The following is a 23600-nucleotide window of genomic DNA, read 5'->3' on the forward strand; positions in this document are numbered from 1 at the left end:
CCGTGTTCTTCCGTGGCTAACCCCTTCTTTATGTCCGCGTCCTTTCGCGGATTCCGCGGCAAAACAATCAGAGATTCAGCACATCCAGGCGCCCGAAGTCGGGCTCCGGTCCGGCGCTCTGGACGTCGGCCTGACCGGTCTTGCGGGTGCCTTTCTCGAAGTCGTACAGGCTGGTGTCCGCCATGTGGGAGGGCTCGATGTTGCACATGGCCCGGAACATGGATTCGATGCGGCCCGGATGCTGTCTGTCCCACTGCTGGAGCATGTCCTTTACCACCTGGCGTTGCAGGTTCTCCTGTGAGCCGCAGAGGTTACAGGGAATGATCGGGTACTTCCGCATGGCGGCATAGCGGGCGATGTCTTTCTCCCGGGAATAGGCCAGTGGCCGGATAACGGTATTGCGGCCATCGTCGCTGAACAGTTTCGGTGGCATCGACTTCATCTTGCCGCCGTAGAACATGTTCAGGAACAGGGTTTCCAGCATGTCGTCACGATGATGTCCCAGGGCAATCTTGGTGATGCCGTGCTCCTCGGCGAAATTATAGAGGATCCCCCGGCGCAGGCGGGAACACAGCCCGCAGGTGGTCTTGCCCTCTGGCACCTTGTCCTTGACGATGCTGTAGGTGTCTTTCTCGATGACGTGGTATTCAATTCCCAGGCCCGAGAGATAGTCCGGCAATACATGCTCGGGGAAGCCTGGCTGCTTCTGGTCGAGATTGACGGCAATGAGCTCGAAGTGCACCGGCGCGCTCTTCTGAAGGTTCATCAGGATATCCAGCATGGTGTAGGAATCCTTGCCCCCGCTCAGGCAGACCATGACCCGGTCGCCGGCCTCGATCATCCGGAAATCCGCGATGGCCTGCCCGGTCTCCCGCCGCAGACGCTTCTGCAGTTTGTTCAGCCCGAGCTTCTGTTTGCGCTCTGCCTCGGTTACCGGAACATCAATGGCCTCGGCCGTCATCACATCAGACATACTCAACCTGTTACCGTTGGTTAAAGAGGACGCGATTATACCGGAGACATAGCGTCCGCGTCAGGACCGGTAAAACCGAAACCCATCGAGGAACCGGTTTGGGATTCCGCTGGCGGTGTCATACCATAGCACCATGACCGACCATTCTGATGATAACTGGCCGGAGCGTGAAGCCGCGCACCCGGACTCCGGGCAACAGGCAAGGCAGGCGCTCCAGCACCGTATTCAGCTGTTGACCGCCGCGGTAGAAGCCTGCCTCCGCCAGGCACGGAGCGGCCTCTCGGAGCTGGAGCTCATCCGCCAACTGCAGGCCCCGCCGTGGGAGCTGTTGGGCAAGGTGGATTATGCCAATCCCGCAGCCCTGTATCCGGTTCACTTCCTGCTTTTCCATGTCCTCTACCGGTTGCGGGACGAGCTGGCGGGCACCGGCGAAGTTCTCTCCATATCGCCGCTGTCCATTTCCCTCACGACGCCGGATACCATTGCGGGCACCGGTGTCCCGGACCAGGCCGACCCGTTGCGGGCCTTCTACCTCGACCTCGATCAGTACGAGATGCCAGCGGACGAGGTCCACCGGATGGTGGATGACTTCTGGGCGGGCCGCACCGCCCGGCGGCCTCGCCGCGGTGCCGCCGAACAGGCGGCGATCGCCCTCGGTTTCAACCAGTTACCGGCCGACTTCGCCGAGGTGAAAGTCCGCTTCCGGCGTGCGGTGATGAAGGCCCATCCCGACCGGGGCGGCAATACCGGCGACGTCCAGCGCCTGAACGACGCTTTCGCAACCCTGCGACACTATTTCCGTCACGGAGAGCTAACATGTTGACTCGATCCACGGTCGCGCTCGGCCTCGTCCTTACCTTCAGTTCCACGGTGAGCCATGCCGACCTGGTGGTGCTGCAGTATCATCACATCAGCGACCAGACCCCGGCCGCCACCAGTACCGAGGTGGGACTTTTCCGCCAGCAGCTGGCGACCATCCAGGGGCTGGACCTGGAGGTAGTCCCCCTGGATCAGGGAACCCGGGATGCGCTGGCCGGACACCTCGACGACCGCCAGCAGGTGGCTATCACCTTCGATGACGCCTATGAGTCCGTCTGGGAAACAGCAGCGCCCATGCTGGAGGCCCACGGCTACCCCTATACAATTTTCGTCAACACCGATGCGGTGGGCAAACCGGGATACATGACCTGGGAGCAGTTGCAGGCCGCCCAGGAGCGGGGCCATATCCTGATCGCCAACCACAGCCACGATCACGCCCACCTGGCGCGGCGTCCCGATGAGAGCCTGAAACACTGGCAGGAGCGCGCCGCGAGGAGTCTCGACAGGGCCCAGGAAATCCTCCAGGAGCGACTCGGAGCCGGCCAGGCCCTCTTCGCCTACCCCTATGGAGAGTACGACGAAGCCCTGGAGAGCATGGTCGCGGCGCGGGGCTGGTATGGCTACGGCCAGCAATCCGGGGCCGTAGGGGCTACGTCGCATCCTACCCGCCTGCCCCGTTTTCCCATGGCCACCGCCTATGGCCAGCCCGAAGCGCTGCCAGACAAACTCCGCAGCCGGGCATTGCCGGTGGACGCCGGGGATTTGCCCGATGGTATTGTCGGGAACAACCCCCCGGTCCTCGAAATGACCCTGCCAGAGCCTCTCAAACCCCGGGCCCTGAACTGTTTCGCCTCCGGCCAGGGCCGCATCGATATCGACCACCAGGGCCAGACCGTATCGATCCAGGCCGGGGAGGCGTTCGATAGCCGGCGCTTCCGCTACAACTGTACCTATCCCGTCGGTGACGGTCGCTTCTACTGGTTGTCGCAGCAATGGGTGGACCTGAGCCAGCCGGAGGATTGACCGGCTCCTGCCGCGGCCCCCTGACCGCGACGATGGAGAGACGTCAGCACGGGGAATCTCAGTAGGTGAAGGCTACGCCGAGCAGCAGATAGCTCAGCAGGGTAACGACCACAATTCCCGTTAGATTGAGGACGAAACCGGCCCTGATCATGTCGCTGATTGCCAGGTTTCCACTGCCAAACACAATGGCATTGGGCGGCGTCGCCACCGGCATCATGAAGGCGCAACTGGCGGCAATGGCCGCCGGCACGGTCAGCAACAGCGGCGCCACGCCCTGTGAAACGGCCAGCGCCCCAAGGAGCGGCAGGAATGCCGCCGCGGTGGCGGTATTGCTGGTCACTTCGGTGAGGAAGATAATCACCATCACCACCAGTCCAATCATCAGGATGACCGGAAGCGCGCCAAGACCGGACAGACTCCCGGCAATCGCATCCGCCAGCCCCGAACTGCTGATGACCCCTGCCAGCGCCAGACCACCACCGAACAGCAACAGCACCCCCCAGGGCAGGTCACGGGCGGTTTCCCAGTCCATCAGGGCGTGGCCATCCCGCTGTCCGGATCGCAGCAGGAACAGCACGACCGCGGCAAAAATGGCGATTACCGTGTCGCTCAGCCAGGGCATCAGGTCCTCTGTCACCAGGGGCCGGAAAATCCAGGCCATGGCAGTCAGACCGAACACCACCGCGACCCGCTTTTCAGCGGTCGTCATGCGACCGAGATCATCGAGTTCATCCCGGATCGAGTCGCCGGTTTCTGCGGAATCGCGAATGCCGAAGTCAGTCCGGGTCAGCCAGAACCAGATCAGCGCCAACATCACCACCGAGACCGGCACACCGATAACCATCCACTGGGCAAAGCCCACCGCAATATCCTGGTTTTCAGAAAGATAACCGGCCAGCAGCGCATTGGGCGGCGTACCGATGAGGGTGGCGATGCCACCGACACTAGCGGCATAGGCAATGGCCAGCATCAGGGCAACCCCGAAACGCCACTTGCTGGCCTCGTCCCGGGCATCGACCATACTCAGAACCGACAGCCCGATGGGCAGCATCATGATGGTGGTTGCGGTGTTGGAAACCCACATGCTGAGGAATGCGGTTGCCAGCATGAAGCCGGCAATCTGGCGCTTGGGGCTGGTGCCCACGATCAGCAGGATATGCAGGGCGATCCGGCGATGGAGATTCCAGCGCTGCATGGCCAGGCCGAGGGTAAAGCCTCCCAGAAACAGGAAAATGATGGGGTTTGCATAGGAGCTGGTGGCCTCCTTTACCGAACCCAGTCCCAGTGCTGGGACGAGCACGATGGGTACCAGTGCGGTGGCCGGTATGGGAATGGCCTCTGTCGACCACCAAGAAGCCATCAGCAACATCAATCCCAACGCTGCCCAGGCCGGCTCGGACAACCCCTCCGGTGCAGGCACCAGCACGGTAATGGCTAGCAGGACCACCCCCACGAACAGCCCGACTCTGCGGCTTAGGGGCATGGTCCCGGAATCGGTCCCGGAATCCGGATTAGAGGTCATACTGAATCACTCCGATGGTCAGATGATATCTGCGGGGGCAATACCGCCTGCCGTCCGCTGCGGCGGGCAGGCCCGGATCTTGACAGGGTCGCCTCTCCCCTTCTTTCGAGATCCAGGAGGGAGACCATTCGGTAAAATGCCGTAAAAACTGCAAGGTTAGCGAAAAGAATGGCTGACCGATTGATATCGGTCAAAATGGCCTGGTGTCGGGGACACCACAATTCGGGGAATCCCTGAAACCAGAGAATAATAGTCGGGAACCATCATGGCCAATCACCTGCCCGTTGAAAGCATCATGCGCTCGGGAGCGCCAGTTCAATGCCCGCCGGATACACCCCTTTGCCAGGCGGCACGGCTGATGGCGGACCATTCCTGCAGCTCCATCGTCATCATGGAAGGCGACCTGCCTGTCGGCATCTGGACAGAACACGACGCTCTGCTGGTCAACTTCTCCGACCCTGACTCCCTTCGCCAGCCTGTATCCCGGGTCATGAGCACGCCCGTTGCCACCCTCAGCAAGGGAACCAGCATTGCCGAAGCGGCCCTGCGCTTTCGCCAGGAGGGCCTTCGTCACTTTCTGGTGGTGGATAACCGGGGCGTCACGGCCGGCATTCTGACCCAGTCCGACATCGCCATGAACCAGGGCCTGGAGCCCTACCTGCGTCTGCGGGAGGTGCATTCCGCGTTACGCCAGAGCCCGCTCATGCTCAACGGAGAACTTCGGTTGTCGGAGGCCGCCCGGCGGATGCACCAGACCCACTATGATGCCGCCCTGGTCCTGTGTGGCGATGACGCCCCTGGCGTCCTGACGGAGAGGGACATACTGCGCTTTATCGTTGACTATCCCGGCGACACCCCCGTTTCCGGGCTGGCCAGCCGGCCGCTGCTGACGGTTGCCATGGACGCGCCCCTGATCCAGGCACGGGATCTCCTGCTGGATAACCGCATCCGCCATCTCGGCGTGGTCGACGGGGATGGCGAACTGTGTGGCCTGCTGGGCTTTTCGGACCTCATTGCCGGCGCTGAGCACATGTACCTGGAGGATCTCCGTGAAGCACTCGAGCAGCGTGACCGGGCCCTGGCCCAGTCACGCCAGCACCTGCAACTGGCGGAGCGGGTCATCGAGTCCTCACTGGAGGGAATTATCATTACCGACCCCGAGCTGAGGATTCAGTTCGTCAATCCCGCCTTTACCCAGCTCACTGGCTATCAGCCCGACGAAGTCATTGGCCGTTCGCCGAAACTGTTGTCTTCCGGGCGCCATGACAGCAGCTTCTATCACCAGATGTGGTCGGAACTGGACACCACCGGCAGCTGGCGCGGCGAGATCTGGAACCGTCGCAAAACCGGCGAGGTGTATCTGGAACTTCTCACCATCACCGCCATTCGTGATGATGAGGGCCAGATCACCCACTATGCCGGCCTGTTCACCGATATTACCCAGAACCGGATCAATGAAGACCGCATCCGCCAACTGGCCTATTACGACGCACTCACCGGTCTCCCCAACCGCAGACTGCTGGAAGACCGCCTGGAACACGCCATCCGGCACGCTCACCGGAAGCAGCAGATGCTTGCCATCATGTTCCTCGACCTTGACCACTTCAAGACCGTTAACGACACCCATGGCCATTCCGCCGGTGACCAGTTACTGGTGGAAGTCGCACGCCGTTTCCAGAGCTGCCTGCGGGAAGACGATACCCTGGCGAGGCTGGCCGGCGATGAGTTCATCGTGTTACTGCCGGAACTCGATAACTCCGAGCACGCCAAGCGAATCGCCAGCCGGTTGATCGAGGTGAACAGCAGGCCTTACCGCTTCCAGGACAATCTGGTACGCATCGGCACCAGTATCGGCATCAGCCTGTATCCACTGGATGGCGAAACGGCCGAAGTACTGATGCAGGCAGCGGACGGGAGCATGTATGAGGCCAAGGCGTCCGGCCGGAACCAGTTCCGCCTGACCGGCCTCCCCCCTGAGGATCCCGATGCCATGTCAGGTTGATAAATCTTCCCCGTTACGGCCGCAGCCTGTCATCCTGCGGCCCCGGTTACCGAGACTTACATCCGGTAACACCCCGCCACAAATTTCCACGCTGCGCCTATTGTCAGGGCTTTTGCCACAGACAACACTTAGCGCTGCCGTGGGGTTTTGCAACTTTTAACAAATACAATCATATGCGGCAGTGCCCGTAAACTGCCTCGCAGGAGACTGACTGATATGCAAATGCGTAATCTGGTGGTTCTGTTGTGCCTTTTGTCTGCGGCATTGCCGGTTGCGGCGGAGCCCCTGAAGCTCGGACTCAACTACCCCCAGTCCGGCCGTTATCAGGACCAGGGATTGCAACAGCGGCTTGGTGCCTTCCTGGCGGTTGAAGAGATCAACGCCGAAGGCGGTATCATGGGACGGCCGGTGGAGCTGGTCATCCGCAATACCCGCAGCGATCCGGAGCGCAGCGCACGCAACACCGCCGAACTGATTGATAAAGAGGGCGTGGAAATGGTGTTCGGCGGCGTTTCCTCAGCTGTGGCGATTGCTTCCGGAAGGGCCGCCAGGGAACGGGATCGCCTCTATTTCGGCACCCTGACCTACTCCAACGCCACCACCGGCAGTGCCGGCCATACCCACATGTTTCGCGAACCCTACAATGCCTGGATGACCGCCAAGGTCCTCGGACGCTATCTGGATGAGCACTACCCGGACCGCCGTTACTTCTACATCACGGCTGATTACACCTGGGGCTGGTCGGTGGAGGAGTCTCTGCGACAGTTTACCGGCACTGTCGACACCAGTGTCCACCCGGGTACCAGAACACCCTTCCCCAACGCCCTGATCAGCGACTTCCGTGTCGCTCTGGAGCAGGCGGTTAACAGCGATGCCGAGGTTCTTGCACTGGTGCTGTTTGGCGACGACATGGTCCGGGCCATCAACATCGCCCATGACATGGGGATCAAGGACAGGATGCAGATCGTGGTGCCTAACATCACCCTGGGCATGGCCCGCCAGGTGGGGCCGACAATCATGGAAGGCATTGTGGGAGCGGCGCCCTGGGTCTGGAACCTGCCCCAGGAGGCGGGTTACGAGCGAGGTCAACAATTCGTGCAGACCTTCTCCGAGCGATATAAAATGCGCCCATCTTCCGCCGCTGCATCCGCCTACAGCATCGTCTATCAGTACCGGGACGCGGTGCAGCGTGCGGGCACAACGCGTACCAGCGCAGTAATCAAGGCGCTGGAGGGCCACAAGTACACGCTGCTCAAGGACCAGCAGGAGTGGCGGGCCTTTGATCATCAGAACGTCCAGTCGGTCTATGCCGTCAAGGCCAGGCCCAGGGAGGAAGTACTGGCAGACCCCTATTCCAGCAATTATTTCGAGATCGTTCACAGCATTACAGGACCCGAGGCTGCCAGAACTCTTGAGGAATGGCAGCAGGATCGCCGTAAAGCCGGAATGGCACTGGTTCTGCAATAACCAGCCAGCCACCGGCATACCATCGAGAAGGAGAACTCTTCACAATGATGTATCGAATTCTGGCAGCCTTTGCGCTGTTGCTCACGTTCCAGATCACCCAGGCGGCTGAGCCCATCAGGATTGGCCTGAATTATCCTGAATCCGGCCGCTACCAGTACCTGGGACAGCAACAGCGAATGGGTGCCTTCATGGCTGTGGAGGAAATCAACGCCGCAGGCGGGGTGATGGGACGCCCCCTTGAGCTTGTCATTCGCAACACCCGCCTCAATCCCCAGAGGGGCGCCGCCAACGTGAACGACATGGTGGACAACCATGATGTCCAGATGATTTTCGGGGGGGTATCCTCCGCCGTCGCAATCGCCTCGGGTAAGGCCGCCAAGGCCAGGGACCGGATCTATTTCGGCACCCTGACCTATGCCAATGCCACCACTGGCAAGGCGGGCCACACCCACATGTTCCGGGAGTCCTACAACGCCTGGATGACCGCCAGTGCATTGGGCCAGTATCTGGAGCAGCAATTCGCTGACAAGCGATTCTTTTACATCACCGCCGATTATTCCTGGGGCTACTCCGTCGAAGAATCACTGCGGGCCAAATCCGGCACCGGTGACGTGGAAACCCACCCCGTTACCCGCACCCCATTCCCGAACGCCCGTACCCGGGATTTCGAGGACGCCCTGAAGATGGCGGAAGCCAGTGAGGCCGACGTGCTGGTTCTGGTACTGGGCGGCGGCGACATGGTGCGGGCGGTCAACATCATCCACGACATGGGCCTCAAGGATAAGATGCAGATCGTGTGGCCGAACACCAGCCTGGGGACGGCTTTGCAGGTCGGCCCCGCCCTGATGGAGGGCATCATCGGCGCCGCGCCCTGGGTCTGGAGCCTCCCTTACGAACGTGGTTACGAAAAGGGTATCGAGTTTGTGGAAACCTTTTCGAGCCGGTTCAATATGCGCCCGTCCTCGGCGGCGGCCTCCTCATACAGCATCGTGCATCAGTATAAGGACGCGGTGGAGCGGGCCGGCACCACCAATACCGCTGACGTGATACGCGCGCTGGAGGGGCATACCTATTCCCTGCTGAAGGACGAGCAGACCTGGCGGGCCTTTGACCATCAGAACGTTCAGTCAGTCTACGTGGTTCGCATGAGGCCACGGGCAGAGGTGCTGGAGGACGAGTACAACAGCAACTTCTACGAAATCCTCGACACCATACCCGGGGAGGAAGCGGCACGGACCCTGGAAGAGTGGCAGGCGGACCGTCGTGCCGCCGGCGCGCCCCTGACGCTCCAGTAGGAAATACGACCAGCGTATTACTGCAACCGCCGGACCGCCTCCAGCCATCCCTGGTAGAGGCGGTCCCGCTCCGGCTTCGACATCGTCGGCTGGAACTGGCGTTCGCACCGCCAGAGCTTTTCAATCTCGTCCAGACTCTGGTAGACGCCGGCCTGGAGCCCTGCAAGATAGGCCACCCCCAGTGCCGTGGTTTCGATGATTTCCGGTCGCGCCACGGTGGCGCCCAGAACGTCCGCCAGGAACTGGAGCACCCAGTTGTTCACCACCATCCCGCCATCCACCCGCATCGCCACGGGTCGCATGCCGTCGTCTTCCATCGCTTTCTGCAGGTCCTTGGTCTGGTAACACACGGACTGCAGGCCGGCGGTAACAATCTCCTTGATTCCGGTATCCCGCGTCAGCCCGAACAGTGCCCCCCGGGCCTTGGGGTCCCAGTGGGGAGCCCCCAGTCCGGTGAAGGCCGGCACCAGGTAGACGCCATGGTCCACCGGTGTCTGTTCCGCGAGGGGTTCACACTCGTCGGCTATTTCGATCAGCCTGAGCCCGTCCCGCAACCACTGGATGGCCGCTCCGGCGATAAAGATACTGCCTTCCACAGCGTAGGTGGTCCTGCCATTGAGACGGTAACCCACCGTGGTCAGCAAGCGGTGCTCCGATGCCAGAGCCCGCTCGCCGGTATTCATTATGAGGAAGCAGCCGGTACCGTAGGTGCTCTTGGCCGTGCCTTCCGCAAAGCAGGTCTGACCGAACAGTGCCGCCTGCTGGTCACCGGCAATTCCGCCGATGGCGGCCCCCGCCCCTGGCAGGCCTTCGGCAATGGTGCCGAAGTCGGACGCGCAGTCGCGAACTTCCGGGAGCAGGCTCTCCGGCACCTGGAACAGATCCAGCAACTCCGGGTCCCAGCGTTGGCTGTGGATATTGAACAGCATGGTACGGGAGGCGTTGGTGGCGTCGGTGAGGAAGGAACGCCCCCCGGTAAGGCGCCATAACAGGAAGGTATCAATGGTACCGAAGGCCAGTTCCCCGCGCTCCGCTCGCTCGCGGACCCCTTCGACGTTCTCCAGTATCCAGCGGAGCTTGGTGGCGGAGAAATAGGGATCGATCAGCAGGCCGGTTTTCGCAGTCACCCAGGGCTCATGACCGTCGTCCTTGAGCTGCTGGCAGAAACCGGCGGTACGCCGATCCTGCCACACAATGGCATTGTAGACCGGCTCGCCGGTAATCCGGTCCCACACAACAGTGGTTTCACGCTGATTGGTGATGCCGACCCCGATGATGTCGCTGGCCGTCACCCCATTATTATCAAGCAGCGCCTGGCAGACGTTCCTGACCGACAGCCAGATGGCTTCCGGGTCATGTTCCACCCAGCCACTGCTTGGATAGATCTGGGGGAACTCCTGTTGTTCCTGGGCGTGTATCTTGCCGTCACGGGTAAACAGGATGGCCCGGGAACTGGTGGTTCCCTGATCTATCGCCAGCAGATATTGACTCATGTTTCCTTGTCTCCATTTTTGTTGTCATTGGGCCGGAGGCTCGGAAAAGAACACCCCACCACCCTGCTCGGGGGCCGCTGCGGCCTGGCGAAACCAGCCAAAGAGTTCACGGCCCAGCCCGGCCTGATTGGCCGTCAGGTCTGCCCGGGCCGGCTCCCGGGAAGCCAGTTCGTTGTCGTCCACCTGCAGTGAGAGTTCTCCCCGGCTGGCATCGAGACGGATGATATCACCGTCCTTCACTTTTGCCAGCGGACCGCCCTTGGCTGCCTCAGGATACACGTGAATGGCCGCCGGTACCTTGCCACTTGCACCGGACATTCGGCCGTCGGTTACCAGGGCAACATGATAGCCCCGGTCCTGAAGACTGCCCAGGTAGGGCGTCAGCTTGTGCAACTCGGGCATGCCGTTGGCCGCGGGGCCCTGCCAGCGCACCACTGCCACCACATCCCTGTCCAGCTCGCCCCGGTCAAAGGCTTCCGCCACTTCCGCCTGATCGCTGAAGACCCGGGCCGGCGCCTCCACAATGCGATGCTCGGGGGCGACGGCAGAGGTCTTGATGATGCCCCTGCCCAGGTTTCCCTGAACCACCGTCAATCCGCCCTGGGAGTCGAAGGGCTCTCCCGCCGGACGCAATACACCAACATCCGTGGACGCGGTGGCAACCTGCTGCCAGGTAAGCTCGCCGGCATCCAGCAGCGGGACCCGTGTGTAAGCCCTGAGGCCCTGGCCCATGACCGTTTCCACGTCTTCATGCAGCAGGCCGGCGTTCAGCAGTTCAGCGATCAGGAAGGCAGTGCCCCCGGCCTGGTGAAAGTGATTGACGTCAGCCTGTCCATTGGGATACATGCGGGTGAGCAGGGGCGTCGCCGCCGACAGCTCCGTAAAATCGTCCCAGTCGATCACAATGCCTGCAGCCCGGGCGATCGCCACCCAGTGCAGGGTGTGATTGGTGGAGCCACCTGTTGCCAGCAGTGCGACCAGGGCGTTCACAATGCTTTTCTCTGACACCATATGAGCCAGACCTCGCTGGCCGCCATTGGGCCTGGACAGGCGGATGGCCTGTTCTGTGGCGGCCCGCGTCAGGGCATCCCGCAGCGGCGTGCCCGGGTTGATGAAAGCCGCTCCCGGCATGTGCAGACCCATGACCTCAACCAGCAGCTGATTGCTGTTGGCGGTGCCGTAGAAGGTGCAGGTGCCGGGACTGTGGTAGGACTGGCTCTCCGCCTCCAGCAGCTCCTCCTGCCCCACCTTGCCTTCGGCGTGGAGCTGGCGAATGCGCTGCTTCTCTTTGTTGGGCAGGCCGGACGGCATGGGGCCGGCCGGTACCAGAATCGTGGGCAGGTAGCCGAAACTCAGGGCTCCGATCAGCAGGCCCGGAACGATCTTGTCACAGATACCCAGCAACAGGGTGGCATCGAACATGTTATGGCTCAGGGCGATGGCCGTGCTCATGGCGATCACGTCCCGGGACACCAGGCTCAGTTCCATACCCCGCTGGCCCTGGGTGACGCCGTCGCACATGGCGGGCGTCCCGCCGGCCACCTGGGCCACGGAGCCCATGCCATGGGCCGCCTCGCGGATAATATCCGGATACTCCGCGTAAGGCTGGTGAGCGGACAACATGTCGTTGTAGGCCGTTACGATGGCAACATTGGCCTGACTCATCAGTTTCAGGGTCTGTTTGTCCCCCGGCTGACAGGCCGCGAACCCGTGGGCCAGATTGCCACAGGACAGCGAAGCCCGGTGCGGCGACTGCTGACCCAGAATCTCCATCCGCCGGAGGTAGTCCTGCCGGCTGTCCCGGCTGCGCCGGATAATCCGTTCCGTCACCTGCGTTACCGTGGGGTGCATCGCCGCTCTCCTTTCACCATTCTGTTACAATTTGACACTACCATGACCGGATGATGACCGACAGGCCATTCCTCCACGCCGCCGTTTCTCCACTGTGCGACGGCGACCCTCAGATAAAAGGATTGCTTTCCGCCATGTCAGAGCAGTTACGCCGCACCAAGATTGTTGCCACCCTGGGTCCCGCCACCGACTCTCCTCAGGACCTGGACCGGATCATCCGCGCCGGGGTGGACGTTACCCGGCTCAACTTTTCCCACGGCAGCTCCGGCGAACACTGCGAGCGCGCCCAGCGGGTCCGGGATGCCGCGTCCCGGGCCGGACGCTTCGTTGCCATTCTGGCGGACCTTCAGGGTCCCAAACTCCGTATTGCCCGCTTCCGCGACAACAAGGTTACCCTGCGGTCGGGACAGGACTTTGTTCTGGACGCCAACATGGACAAGGAGGCCGGAGACGAGCAGCGTGTAGGCATCGACTACGAACAGCTTATCAGCGACGTCAGCGCGGGAGACGTTCTGGTGCTGGACGATGGCCGCATCGAAATGGAAGTTACCGCCGTGGATGACCACAGCATCACTTCCCGGGTGCTGATTGGCGGGCCACTGTCCAACAACAAGGGCCTCAATAAGCGGGGCGGCGGCCTGTCAGCGAACGCCCTCACCGAGAAGGACCGGGAAGATATCCGGACAGCCGCCCAACTGGGTGCAGACTACGTTGCGGTGTCTTTCGTACGCACCGCCGAGGACATGCACACTGCCCGCCAGCTTCTCCGTGACGCCGGTTCACCCGCGGGTCTGGTTGCCAAGATCGAACGTGCCGAACTGGCCCACGATACCGACGCCCTGGACGCGGTGATCCTGGCCTCCGACGCGGTCATGGTGGCCCGGGGAGACCTGGCGGTGGAAATCGGTGACGCCGAACTGGTGGCGGTACAGAAGCACATCATCGGCCGCGCCCGTGTCCTCAACCGGGTGGTGATTACCGCGACCCAGATGATGGAGTCCATGATCGATAACCCGATGCCCACCCGCGCGGAAGTTTCCGACGTGGCCAACGCTGTAATGGATTACACCGATGCGGTGATGCTCTCCGCTGAAACCGCCGTCGGCGACTACCCGGTGCAGGCGGTCGAGGCCATGGACCGCATCTGCAAGGGGGCCGAACGCCACCCCTCCATGCACCAGTCCGGCCACCGCATGCACGAGATCATGTCACGGGTGGATGAAACCATCGCGCTCTCCGCCATGTATGCAGCCAACCACCTGAAGGGGGTGACCGCCCTCATCTGTCTGACCGAGACCGGCGCCACTCCCCTGCTGATGTCCCGGATCAAATCGGGCCTGCCTATCTTTGCCTTTTCCCGGCATTTCACCACACAGCACAAGGTTGCCCTTTACCGGGGCGTGCAGACCGTGCCCTTTGACTCCGCCGAAGTCGGCCCCGAACAGACCAACGCCACGGCCATTCAGGAGCTGCAGAAACGGGGCATCATCAGCGCCGGTGATCTGGTGGTGATCACCAAGGGGGATTACATCAACGCCCAGGGAGGCACCAACACCATGAAAATTGTCCGGGTCGGCGATGACATTCGCTAGTGTCCCGGCCGGTTAATTCGCTGACCTATTGCTTGCCGCTGGCGACTCTGGCCAAGGCGTCAGTCCGCAGGTGTGGTGGTTCCACATCAAGGGCTGACAACACAGGTCCAGAGTCGCCAGCGGCAAGCCCTCCGGGAGCCCCTGAAAGCCTTGAGAGCTGTGTTGCGGCGCCTCGATTTGGAACCACCAAACCTTCGACACCGCGCCTTGCTCTCAAGGCTTTCAGGGGCTCAGTAGGTCAGCGAATTAACCGGCCGAGACACTAGGGTCGTAAACACTACCGGCTGCAGGAAACCAGGCTTTCCCTTGCCAGGGCCGTAATTCCTGGCCAGTCCCCCTGGCTGACCAGTGTTGCGGGCGTCAGCCAGGTCCCCCCCACCGCCACCACATTGGGCAGGGCCAGGTATTCCCTGGCGGTGTCCTGCCGGATGCCGCCGGTGGGACAGAAGGACACCCGGGGAAATGGCGAGGCCATGGCCTGCAGGGCCGCGATACCCCCGGCCACGGCCGCCGGGAAGAATTTGAACCCAAGGTAGCCCTGCTCATAGCCGAGCATCAGCTCCGACACCGTGGCGATGCCCGGCAACAGAGGGGCGTGCGCCGTCAGCCCGTAATCCAGAAGCCGGGGTGTGATCCCGGGACTGACCACAAAGCGCGCACCGGCGTTCTCGGCCGCCCGATAACTCGCCGGATCGGTCACGGTTCCCGCCCCCAACAGGACATCATCCGGCAGGCGGCGGGCCAGCTGCTCGATAGCTTTCAGACCCTGGGGCGTACGCAGGGTTATTTCCAGCACCCTGATACCACCGGCCACCAGGGCTTCGGCCAGAGGCAGCGCCTGCTCCTCCCGCTCAATGGTGATAACCGGGATCAGAGGGCCGGCGTCGAGTACCGACGCGATCCGCTGCCGTTGGTCTTCCGAAAGACCTGCCATAAATGCTCTCCCAGCGTTCGACGTTCTGCCCGTTCAGGGACTCCAGTAAACCTGCAACGGCTGTCTGAAAAAATATCGTACCGGCATATCCCCGATTGCCTCCGGAGCTGATACTGCCCGGTCTAGAGCTTCCTTTTTGGCCGTTCCCGCCAGTTGCAGCACCGTCAGGCCGGCGCCGCTCAGCGCCGGCAGGTTGAGTGTCAGGCGGGTCCTTTGCTGTGACGGCGGGCGCATCACAACCACCCCCGGAGGCCGGGATACGTCCATTGCCCGCTCCAGCTCGGGGGCGTCCGGAAACAGGGACGCGATGTGGCCATCTTCCCCCATTCCCAGGATGACCACGTCCGCGGGCCACGCCAGCGCGGAGAGCCGGGCCGTTGCCTCGCTCGCCGCCTGCTCTGGTGCATCCGCCGTGGTGTCCGCCAACTCATGGAAGCAGGCGGCGGATGCCGGGCCCTGTAGCAGGGTTTCCCGGATCAGCCGGCTGTTGCGTTCCTCGCTCTCAGGCGGCGCCCAGCGCTCATCGGCAGGCACCACGTCGACGCTCTCCCAGGCCAGGCTTTCACCAGACAGACACCGGAAAAGTCCGACCGGGGTACGCCCCCCGGATATCACCAGCAAGGCACGCTCGCGGGTTTCCAGTACCGACCGCAACCTGTCCGCCACCTCGCCGGCCAGCGCCTGATCCCTGCCCTCGGCATCGCAAAACCGGACCAGGGCGACCCCCGGGAGGGGCTCCCTGCCCAACTCAGGCGTCTTCATACCAGCTCCTGCTGTCGCGGGTGATCATCGCAATGGAGGCCACCGGCCCCCAGGTTCCGGCGGCATAGCGCTTGGGGTGGGCATCGCATTCGTGGCAGTTGGCCAGCAGCTGGTCAACCCATTGCCAGGCATACTCCACTTCATCACGGCGGACAAAAAGGTACTGGTTGCCCTTGATCACCTCCAGCAGGAGCCGCTCGTAAGCGTCGGGGATGCGGTCATGATCGAAGGTTTCGGCAAAGGTGAGGTCAAGCGGTCCCTGGCGCAGCCGCATCCCCCGACTGAGGCCCTGATCCTTGGTCAGAATCTGCAGGGCCATACCTTCGTCCGGCTGCAGACGGATAATGAGTTTGTTATTGGCCAGATGTTTCTGGTCCGGGTCGAAGATATAGTGGGGCGCCGGCTTGAAATGAATGATCACTTCCGACCGTTTCTCGGGCAGCCGCTTCCCGGTACGTATATAGAAAGGCACGCCGGCCCACCGCCAGTTCTCGATCTCCACCTTGAGGGCCACGAAGGTTTCGGTATGGCTGTCCGGATTCGCGCCATCCTCCTCCAGATAACCCGGAACCGGCCTGCCTTCCGACGTTCCCGCAGTGTACTGGCCTCGCACCAGGTGGGTGTTCACCAGGTCCGGGGTCATTGGCCTCAGGGCCTTGAGCACCTTGACCTTCTCATCTCGGATACTGTCGGAGGACAGGTCCGAGGGGGGATCCATGGCCAGCAGGCAGAGCAGTTGCAGAAGGTGACTCTGGACCATGTCCCGCATCTGTCCGGCGCTGTCGAAATAGGACCAGCGGCCGTTGATGCCAACGCTTTCGGCAACCGTTATTTCCACGTGGGAGATGTGGTTCTGGTCCCACTGGGATGCGAAAAGATTGTTGGCGAACCGCAGGGCGATGAGGTTCTGTACTGTCTCCTTGCCGAGATAATGATCAATACGATAGATCTGGTCTTCGTGAAAGACATCGGCAAGCTGGTCGTTCAGTTCGCGGGCGGATGCCAGATCCTGGCCGATGGGTTTCTCGACAACGATCCGGGTTTTGCTGTCACAGCACCGGAGCCCCGCGAGATGGCCTGTGATCGTCGGATAAAGACCAGGCGGTGTCGCGTAATAGACGATCACAGTACCGGCAGCGGCAGCGGCTCCCTGCTCCCGCCAGTCGTCCAGAACGCGATACCCATCGGCACTGGCGAAATCCAGCTGACGATAGCTGATCCGGCGCAGGAACCCTTCCCTGCTTGCGGAGCTTCCCTCGTCACCGTGCTCCAGATGCTGTTCAAGCTGCTCGCCGATATGGGCAACAGCCTCAGCCTCGGTGTGGTCGCGACGGGCGAGCGCCAGTATGCGGGTTTCAGGAGCGAGAAGACCGGCCCGATGCAACTGGTACAGGGCGGGAAACAGCTTTTTTCCCGCCAGGTCGCCCATGGCCCCGAACAGCACCAGGTCGCACGCCGTACCAGGAACCGGGTTCATAGGACCTCCTTTCGCCAGGGAGCCAGGACGGCAAAGTCCGCGCCTGTTCTTTCGCGGGCACTCTCGTAGACAGCCGCACAACCAGAGTATGTTGTAATCATACAAAAATGATGGCAACTTCCCGGAAACTTTTCCATCTCCAGGCCGGTTATTTTGCGATTACTACCGATTCTTACGGGTAAGAGGCTTTATAATGCCCGAAATGAGGCCGTGTCCGAACGGCCCATGACACCCTATGAACACTCCGGGAGACGGGCCCCATGACCAGGAAACCCCACATGGACGACAACCTGCTGGAAACCATAAAAGCCAGGCTGACAACGCTGAACCGGTCAGAGCGCAAGGTGGCGGAGGCCATCCTGCGGGACCCTGCGGCCGCGACCCGTTACAGCATCGCCACGCTGGCCCGGGAGGCGGATGTAAGCGAACCCACCGTGAACCGTTTCTGCCGGGTGTTTTCCGCCACCGGGTTTCCGGACTTCAAGATACACCTGGCTCAGAGTATCGCCACGGGCACGCCCTATGTCAGCCAGAATGTGCAACCGGATGACACCGTTGCCCAGTTTGCGGACAAGATCATGCTGGCCACCATGGCGAACCTGGACCGTGCCCGCCAGGGCCTGGCCGAGCGGGAACTGGCGAGTGCCATCGACTACCTGATCCAGGCCCGCCAGATTCATTTCTTCGGCATGGGGGGCTCGGCGCCGGTGGCCCTGGATGCCCAGTACAAGTTTTTCCGCTTCAATATCCCGGTCATGTCCTACCAGGATGCCCTGATGCAGCGCATGGTTGCGGCGGGTTGCACCACCGGTGACGTGGTCGTGTCCATTTCCTACACGGGAAGGACCCGGGAGATCATCGATATTGCCCGGATTGCCCGGGAGAACGGTGCCACGGTGATCGGCATCACTGCTCCCGGCTCGCCACTGGCAAACACCTGTACTGCGGTTGTATCGGTGAGCCCGACCGAGGACACCGATGTCTACATGCCCATGTCCTCGCGCATCGTCCAGCTGGCCGTCATCGACATCCTGGCGACCGGCGTCACCCTGAAGCGCGGTGTGGACTTCCAGAACCACCTGAAAAACATAAAGCAAAGCCTGCGTCCGACACGGTTGCCGGAGACAGGCTCTGGGAAGGAATAGTCAACCCACCAGGGGGGCCACCGCGGCCATCCGGCGGATCGATATCCCGTTTAAGGGCGCTCGACCTCGGCACGCTCCCTGAGGGTCCGGACATAGGCCTGGTATTCCTGCTGACCGTTCAGCTGGGCCAGTAACATGCGCATGTTTCGCATATCCTCGCTACCTTCCTCCACTTCACCATCGGTCACGTCGGACAATGCGATAAGCACCAGATCGGTTCCCACAGCGGTGCTGCCAAACCGGAAATCCCCTTCACCGGGACGCGGCAGAGAGAACGCCTCCGCCTGGACTGGCCCGGGAACTGCTGACAGGTTGCGGGTCACATCGTCATACCGGGTCCAGTCATCCCCTTCCGGAGTCATCTCGCCGTCACGCAGGCGGCTCAGCATCGTGTCCGCCTTATCCCGCAACAGCTCAAGGGTCCGCTCACGCTCAAGACGCTCCCGGATCTGACCGGCCACCTCAGACAGCGGTTTCTCGCGCTCCGGATGATGTTCTGCGACCCGGGCCACCACAGTGGTATTCTCCTCGACGTCGATCAATTCGGTATTGAAGCCCTCCTGAAGAACGTCCCCGGAGAACAGCTGGCGCACCAGACCGGGGTGATCAAAAGGCGGTTCGTTGTTTTCACGAGTCACGTCCTCCCGCGTCCGGATAGTAAGGTCAAGCTGCTCAGCGGGGTACTCGAGGTTTTCCTCGGCATAGGCCAGGTCCGCCAGCTCGGTCCGCAGGCGAGCATACTCTTCGGCCGCCCGCTGGGTGGCCAGGCGCTGCCTCAGCTGTGGCTTCAACTCCTCAAAGCTGGGCGGTTCGGACTGCCGAACGTCCAGCAGCTTGATGAAGTGGGTGCCGTATTCGGTTTCCACCGGACCGGCCACCTCGCCCTCGTCCAGGGCAAACATGGCCTCGTCGTAGGCTTCAGCCAGGTCACCGCGGACCAGATAGCCCAGGTCACCGCCTGCCTCAGCCGTCAGGGGATCATCGGAATACTCACGGGCCAGCTCGGCAAAGTCTTCGCCGGCTTCCAGGCGTTCCTGTATCTCCTGAATCTGTTCTTCGGCCTGTTCACCATCCTCAATCAGGATATGGGCCGTGCGCCGCTCTTCCGGCGTCAGCTCGTTGACCGTCTGCTCATACTGGGCGCGGAGCTCCTCTTCGGACACTTCCACCCGATCACGGAGATTATCCAGGGAGAGCACCAGGTAACGCACATCCACGGATTCGGGCTCAAGGAACCGGCTCTGGTTCTCTTCGTACCAGGCCTCAATATCCGCATCGGTGATCTTGACCTGGTCGGCAACGGACTCACCGGTGAGTGTCAGGGTCCGGAAATCCCGCTGTTGCTGCTGGATAGCGAGAATCATCCTGGCCGCTTCCGCCGGAGCCACCCCGGCCTGAATCATCGCGCCCTGGATCTGGCCGCTGACATAATCCTTACGCAGCATTTCCCGGAATTCTGCGACGGTCATGCCCTGGTTGCGCACGAAGGAGACGAAGCGATCCTGACTGAACTCGCCATTGACCTGAAACAGCGGCAGGCTGACGATCAACTGGTCCACGCCCTGGTCGGATAGTGCCAGCCCCTGGGACGCGGCTTCCTGGGCCAGGATTTCCTCCCGAATCATGCTTTCCAGCACTTCCTGGCGGAGCTGATCCTCGTCCAGCATGGAGGGGTCGGGTCGTTCCATCTGGTTCAGACGGCGCTGGGTTTCGATCTGGACCATACGCAGGAACTCACGCTCCGTGATTTCCTCACCATTCACCGTGGCCACTTCGGGCTCACCGGAGAAACCGCCGACGATAGCGTCCATACCCCATATGGACAGTGAAACAATCAAAACCGCAATGATGATCTTGGCGATGGTGCCCTGGGCATTGTCACGAATATCTTGAAGCATGTTCCTCCCGGATCGCTCACGCCCTCTGGTCCCATCCTGCTGGTCCCGGGCTCGGCGTCAGGCCTCTTTCAGTGAATCTCTGGAAAGTCAGTCATCCCTCGTTGGAATAGCGGGAGTCGACCATTTGCGAACTGACTGAACGTAAAAAGGCGCATTCTGAATGGAATGCGCCTCGAATTCGAGCAGGGCGGCCCGGGTCTCTGACAAAGCCAGTACCGCCCACCGAAGGAGTCCGTTACTTGACGGCGTCCTTCAGAGCCTTGCCTGCCTTGAATCCCGGCACCTTGGAGGCCGGGATCTTGATCTCAGCACCAGTCTGCGGGTTACGGCCGGTACGGGCAGCACGCTCCTTGACGGAGAAAGTACCAAAGCCGATCAGAGTAACCTGATCGCCTTTCTGCAGAGCGTCGGTGATGGCTCCGGTCATGGCATCCAGGGCGCGACCAGCGGCGGCCTTGGAGATATCGGCGGACTCTGCAATTTCATCGATAAGTTCGGACTTGTTCACACTAAACCCCTTCGATTTCAGGTTGGAGATGGTCTCGGTCTGTTTATTTTTCTCGGACGTTCCCGACTATCGCACAAGCGGTCGGAGAATTCCATTCTTCACTTTTTTTATTCCTTGCGGCTGTTAACCGGTCCACGGAATAGGAATGACTGCGCGGGAGCCCTTGGTATTGGCTGCTTCACGGCGAAACAGTTATACCAACGGGCTCTCTGGCATGTCAACAAAGTACGCAGCTTTTAATGTGTGTTAATCCGTTCCGAGGTATCGGAGTCGTCATCCCGCTTGGCTGCACCCTGCCCCCGACTCGACGGAGTGTCTGCCAGTGGCTCCGGCGTGTACTCGAGCGCAATGTCCAGCACCTCGTCAATCCACTTCACCGGACGGATCTCCAGGGACTCCTTGATGTTTTCAGGTATCTCCTTGAGATCCCTGACGTTTTCATCAGGTATGATGACCGTTTTGATACCGCCTCGATGGGCCGCGAGCAGCTTTTCCTTGAGTCCGCCGATGGGCAGAACCCGGCCACGCAGAGTGATTTCGCCGGTCATGGCGACTTCGGCACGAACCGGAATACCAGTGAGTGACGACACCAGCGCCGTACACATGCCGATACCGGCACTGGGGCCGTCTTTCGGTGTGGCACCCTCGGGCACGTGAACGTGCAGATCCTGCTTCTCGTGGAAGTCGTCACGGATGCCCAGTCCCGGGGCCCGTCCGCGAACCACCGTCAATGCTGCCTGAATGGACTCCTGCATGACATCTCCGAGGGAGCCGGTTTTCACCACCCTGCCCTTGCCGGAGGTCACTGCCGTCTCGATGGTAAGCAGCTCGCCGCCCACCGAGGTCCAGGCAAGCCCGGTCACAGAGCCCACCTGGTTGCTTTCTTCCGCCAACCCATACTTGAACTTGCGTACGCCCGAGTAATCCTCAAGCAGCTCCGGGGTCACTTCAAGGGTGCTCTTCTCACCGGACTCCACGTGCTGCCGGACGACCTTGCGGCAGATCTTTGCTATCTCCCGTTCTAGGCCACGGACACCGGCTTCCCTGGTGTAGTAGCGGATCACGTCACGCAGGGTCTGCTCCGGCAGGGCCAGTTCATTCTTGCCCAGACCGTTGGCCTTGAGCTGTTTGGGCAGAAGGTATTTCCGCGCGATATTGACCTTCTCGTCCTCGGTATAGCCGGGGATGCGAATAATCTCCATCCGGTCAAGCAGGGCGGGCGGAATGTTCATGGAGTTGGAAGTACAGACGAACATGACGTCTGACAGATCGTAATCCACCTCAAGGTAATGATCGTTGAAGGTGTGGTTCTGCTCCGGGTCCAGCACCTCCAGCAGAGCGGATGCCGGATCACCGCGATGGTCCATCCCCAGCTTGTCGATCTCGTCGAACAGGAACAGGGGGTTCTTCACGCCCACCTTGGAAAGCTTCTGCAGGAGCTTGCCGGGCAGTGCGCCGATATAGGTCTTGCGGTGACCGCGGATCTCCGCCTCGTCACGAACGCCACCCAAAGCCATGCGGGTGTACTTGCGGTTGGTGGCACGGGCGATGGACTGGCCGAGCGACGTCTTACCCACGCCGGGAGGCCCGACCAGGCACAGGACCGGTCCCTTCACCTTCTTTACCCGGCTCTGGACCGCGAGATACTCGAGAATCCTCTTCTTCACCTCTTCCAGGCCGTAATGGTCCTGGTCGAGAATCTCACGGGCCTTCTCGACATCGTGGCGGACCCGGCTGCGCTTCTTCCAGGGCAGTGCCAGCATCCACTCGATGTAACCGCGCACCACTGTGGCCTCGGCAGACATCGGCGACATCATCTTCAGCTTGTTGAGCTCGTTCTCGGTCTTCTTGCGGGCTTCTTCCGGCAGACCGGCTTCCTCGAGCTTCTGCTCGAGGTCCTCGAAGTCGCCACCGCCCTCACCCATCGAGCCCATCTCCTTCTGGATGGCTTTCATCTGCTCGTTGAGGTAGTACTCGCGCTGGCTCTTTTCCATCTGTTTCTTGACCCGGCCGCGGATGCGCTTTTCAACCTCGATCAGGTCGATCTCGCTATCCAGGCGCCCCAGCAGGAGCTCAACCCGCTTGCGGATATCAAGGGCCTCCAGCAACTCCTGCTTTTCCGGCACCTTGAGCTCAAGATGAGCCGCCATTGTGTCCGCCAGGCGCTCCACCTCATCAATACCGGCCAGAGCACTGGACACCTCTGACGGTACCTTGCGGGACATCTTGACGTATTTTTCAAACTCTTCGGAAAGGGTACGGACCAGCACCTCTTCCTCCCGCTCCGGCAGGGGGTCGGGTTCCAGCAGATCCGCGGTGGCCGTCAGGTATTCGCCCTCGGCGACGGCATCGAGCCGGGCCCGGGCATTACCCTCCACCAGAACCTTGACGGTTCCATCCGGCAGCCGGAGCATCTGCAGAACCGTAGCCAGGGTGCCAACGTCAAACACGTCGGTCGGCGCGGGGTCATCGGTAGCTGCGTCGCGCTGGGACACCAGCAGGATCTCCTTGCTGCCCTCCATGGCCGCCTCAAGCGCCTGGATAGACTTTTCACGCCCCACGAACAGCGGCACGACCATATGGGGGAAAACAACCACGTCCCGAAGGGGAAGCATCGGGTATTCGGTACGGGTCTCGGAAGTCGGGGTCATAAGGAATCCTCTGACATTGTTTCTTTCAGCATACCACCGAATATTGGGGTATTTTGGGCAATTGCAATGTTTTTACAGACGGTTTCCGAACAGCACGAAAGCCCTGCTCAGGGTTACATCGGCTTACCCGTCGGGGTGGTATAAAAAAAGGGCGTCGCCGCCCTTTTTTATTGCAAGATCAACCGGGG

At 61.4% G+C, this 23600-nt stretch carries 17 protein-coding genes; 7 read left to right on the forward strand and 10 right to left on the reverse strand.

Going from position 1 to position 23600, the window contains the following annotated elements:
• Positions 1 to 67: 67 nt before the first annotated feature.
• The gene (gene ttcA / locus BM346_RS03985) at positions 68 to 973 is read right to left on the reverse strand and encodes a tRNA 2-thiocytidine(32) synthetase TtcA (RefSeq protein ID WP_092009080.1); all 906 of its coding nucleotides are present in this window, start codon (positions 971 to 973) and stop codon (positions 68 to 70) included.
• A gap of 133 nt (positions 974 to 1106) precedes the next feature.
• On the opposite strand from ttcA, the gene BM346_RS03990 reads away from it, so the two are divergent.
• Positions 1107 to 1796 (forward strand): DNA-J related domain-containing protein, encoded by a 690-nt coding sequence (locus tag BM346_RS03990; protein ID WP_092009082.1) that lies wholly within the window; start codon positions 1107 to 1109, stop codon positions 1794 to 1796.
• Complete coding sequence (locus tag BM346_RS03995) at positions 1790 to 2815, forward strand: polysaccharide deacetylase family protein (protein ID WP_092009084.1); 1026 nt, start codon at positions 1790 to 1792, stop codon at positions 2813 to 2815. Before BM346_RS03990 ends, BM346_RS03995 begins: the two co-directional genes overlap by 7 nt.
• A 58-nt stretch (positions 2816 to 2873) precedes the next feature.
• Here BM346_RS03995 and BM346_RS04000 read toward each other — a convergent pair whose 3' ends face one another.
• Positions 2874 to 4337, reverse strand: coding sequence for an SLC13 family permease (locus tag BM346_RS04000; protein ID WP_092009086.1), 1464 nt, complete (start codon positions 4335 to 4337; stop codon positions 2874 to 2876).
• Between the two features lie 265 nt (positions 4338 to 4602).
• Here BM346_RS04000 and BM346_RS04005 point away from each other — a divergent pair, with 265 nt between their 5' ends.
• The 3 genes from BM346_RS04005 (at position 4603) to BM346_RS04015 (ending at position 9101) form a co-directional block, all read left to right on the forward strand.
• Positions 4603 to 6339, forward strand: coding sequence for a diguanylate cyclase domain-containing protein (locus BM346_RS04005; protein ID WP_092009088.1), 1737 nt, complete (start codon positions 4603 to 4605; stop codon positions 6337 to 6339).
• A gap of 216 nt (positions 6340 to 6555) precedes the next feature.
• Positions 6556 to 7806, forward strand: coding sequence for an ABC transporter substrate-binding protein (locus BM346_RS04010; RefSeq protein WP_092009090.1), 1251 nt, complete (start codon positions 6556 to 6558; stop codon positions 7804 to 7806).
• 44 nt (positions 7807 to 7850) lie between these two features.
• Positions 7851 to 9101 (forward strand): ABC transporter substrate-binding protein, encoded by a 1251-nt coding sequence (locus tag BM346_RS04015; protein ID WP_092009092.1) that lies wholly within the window; start codon positions 7851 to 7853, stop codon positions 9099 to 9101.
• A 17-nt stretch (positions 9102 to 9118) separates the two neighbouring features.
• On the opposite strand, the gene glpK is transcribed toward BM346_RS04015, so the two are convergent.
• Both glpK and edd read right to left on the reverse strand, forming a co-directional pair.
• Positions 9119 to 10594, reverse strand: coding sequence for a glycerol kinase GlpK (glpK, locus tag BM346_RS04020; RefSeq protein WP_092009095.1), 1476 nt, complete (start codon positions 10592 to 10594; stop codon positions 9119 to 9121).
• Between the two features lie 24 nt (positions 10595 to 10618).
• Positions 10619 to 12445, reverse strand: coding sequence for a phosphogluconate dehydratase (edd, locus tag BM346_RS04025; RefSeq protein WP_092009097.1), 1827 nt, complete (start codon positions 12443 to 12445; stop codon positions 10619 to 10621).
• A gap of 134 nt (positions 12446 to 12579) precedes the next feature.
• Here edd and pyk point away from each other — a divergent pair, with 134 nt between their 5' ends.
• Positions 12580 to 14037 carry a pyruvate kinase gene (gene pyk, locus BM346_RS04030; protein ID WP_092009099.1) on the forward strand — a complete coding sequence of 486 codons (1458 nt, stop codon included), beginning with the start codon at positions 12580 to 12582 and terminating at the stop codon, positions 14035 to 14037.
• 277 nt (positions 14038 to 14314) lie between these two features.
• Here the strand turns inward: pyk and BM346_RS04035 are convergent, their stop codons facing one another.
• Genes BM346_RS04035 through zwf form a run of 3 tightly spaced genes read right to left on the reverse strand, consistent with a single transcriptional unit; the run spans position 14315 to position 17210 of the window.
• Positions 14315 to 14971: a bifunctional 4-hydroxy-2-oxoglutarate aldolase/2-dehydro-3-deoxy-phosphogluconate aldolase gene (locus tag BM346_RS04035; protein WP_092009101.1), complete on the reverse strand. Its 657-nt coding sequence runs from the start codon at positions 14969 to 14971 to the stop codon at positions 14315 to 14317.
• Between the two features lie 33 nt (positions 14972 to 15004).
• Positions 15005 to 15733 carry a 6-phosphogluconolactonase gene (gene pgl / locus BM346_RS04040; RefSeq protein ID WP_092009103.1) on the reverse strand — a complete coding sequence of 243 codons (729 nt, stop codon included), beginning with the start codon at positions 15731 to 15733 and terminating at the stop codon, positions 15005 to 15007.
• Positions 15720 to 17210: a glucose-6-phosphate dehydrogenase gene (gene zwf / locus BM346_RS04045; RefSeq protein WP_092009105.1), complete on the reverse strand. Its 1491-nt coding sequence runs from the start codon at positions 17208 to 17210 to the stop codon at positions 15720 to 15722. Before zwf ends, pgl begins: the two co-directional genes overlap by 14 nt.
• Before the next feature lie 260 nt (positions 17211 to 17470).
• Between zwf and hexR the strand changes: the two genes are divergently transcribed.
• Entirely contained in the window at positions 17471 to 18355 is an 885-nt protein-coding gene (hexR, locus tag BM346_RS04050; protein WP_092009107.1) for a transcriptional regulator HexR, read from the forward strand.
• 50 nt (positions 18356 to 18405) lie between these two features.
• Here hexR and BM346_RS04055 read toward each other — a convergent pair whose 3' ends face one another.
• From BM346_RS04055 to lon, 3 genes are all read right to left on the reverse strand, one after another.
• The gene (locus BM346_RS04055; RefSeq protein ID WP_092009109.1) at positions 18406 to 20253 is read right to left on the reverse strand and encodes a SurA N-terminal domain-containing protein; all 1848 of its coding nucleotides are present in this window, start codon (positions 20251 to 20253) and stop codon (positions 18406 to 18408) included.
• Between the two features lie 235 nt (positions 20254 to 20488).
• Positions 20489 to 20791 (reverse strand): HU family DNA-binding protein, encoded by a 303-nt coding sequence (locus BM346_RS04060; protein ID WP_167812651.1) that lies wholly within the window; start codon positions 20789 to 20791, stop codon positions 20489 to 20491.
• 206 nt (positions 20792 to 20997) lie between these two features.
• A complete protein-coding gene (gene lon / locus BM346_RS04065; protein ID WP_092009113.1) occupies positions 20998 to 23412 on the reverse strand; it encodes an endopeptidase La in 2415 nt (804 codons plus the stop codon).
• Positions 23413 to 23600: the final 188 nt, after the last annotated feature.

Origin of the sequence: Marinobacter daqiaonensis, assembly GCF_900115285.1 — a bacterium.
Lineage (GTDB): Bacteria > Pseudomonadota > Gammaproteobacteria > Pseudomonadales > Oleiphilaceae > Marinobacter > Marinobacter daqiaonensis.

What these genes read in the sequence shown, in the direction of transcription:
- BM346_RS03995 (WP_092009084.1), top strand. Translation starts at nt 1,790, where the DNA reads ATGTTGACTCGATCCACGGTCGCGCTCGGCCTCGTCCTTACCTTCAGT.
- lon (WP_092009113.1), bottom strand. Translation starts at nt 23,412, where the DNA reads ATGACCCCGACTTCCGAGACCCGTACCGAATACCCGATGCTTCCCCTT.
- BM346_RS04015 (WP_092009092.1), top strand. Translation starts at nt 7,851, where the DNA reads ATGATGTATCGAATTCTGGCAGCCTTTGCGCTGTTGCTCACGTTCCAG.
- pgl (WP_092009103.1), bottom strand. Translation starts at nt 15,733, where the DNA reads ATGAAGACGCCTGAGTTGGGCAGGGAGCCCCTCCCGGGGGTCGCCCTG.
- glpK (WP_092009095.1), bottom strand. Translation starts at nt 10,594, where the DNA reads ATGAGTCAATATCTGCTGGCGATAGATCAGGGAACCACCAGTTCCCGG.
- BM346_RS04055 (WP_092009109.1), bottom strand. Translation starts at nt 20,253, where the DNA reads ATGCTTCAAGATATTCGTGACAATGCCCAGGGCACCATCGCCAAGATC.
- BM346_RS04005 (WP_092009088.1), top strand. Translation starts at nt 4,603, where the DNA reads ATGGCCAATCACCTGCCCGTTGAAAGCATCATGCGCTCGGGAGCGCCA.
- zwf (WP_092009105.1), bottom strand. Translation starts at nt 17,210, where the DNA reads ATGAACCCGGTTCCTGGTACGGCGTGCGACCTGGTGCTGTTCGGGGCC.
- edd (WP_092009097.1), bottom strand. Translation starts at nt 12,445, where the DNA reads ATGCACCCCACGGTAACGCAGGTGACGGAACGGATTATCCGGCGCAGC.
- BM346_RS03990 (WP_092009082.1), top strand. Translation starts at nt 1,107, where the DNA reads ATGACCGACCATTCTGATGATAACTGGCCGGAGCGTGAAGCCGCGCAC.
- pyk (WP_092009099.1), top strand. Translation starts at nt 12,580, where the DNA reads ATGTCAGAGCAGTTACGCCGCACCAAGATTGTTGCCACCCTGGGTCCC.
- hexR (WP_092009107.1), top strand. Translation starts at nt 17,471, where the DNA reads ATGACCAGGAAACCCCACATGGACGACAACCTGCTGGAAACCATAAAA.
- BM346_RS04010 (WP_092009090.1), top strand. Translation starts at nt 6,556, where the DNA reads ATGCAAATGCGTAATCTGGTGGTTCTGTTGTGCCTTTTGTCTGCGGCA.
- ttcA (WP_092009080.1), bottom strand. Translation starts at nt 973, where the DNA reads ATGTCTGATGTGATGACGGCCGAGGCCATTGATGTTCCGGTAACCGAG.
- BM346_RS04035 (WP_092009101.1), bottom strand. Translation starts at nt 14,971, where the DNA reads ATGGCAGGTCTTTCGGAAGACCAACGGCAGCGGATCGCGTCGGTACTC.
- BM346_RS04000 (WP_092009086.1), bottom strand. Translation starts at nt 4,337, where the DNA reads ATGACCTCTAATCCGGATTCCGGGACCGATTCCGGGACCATGCCCCTA.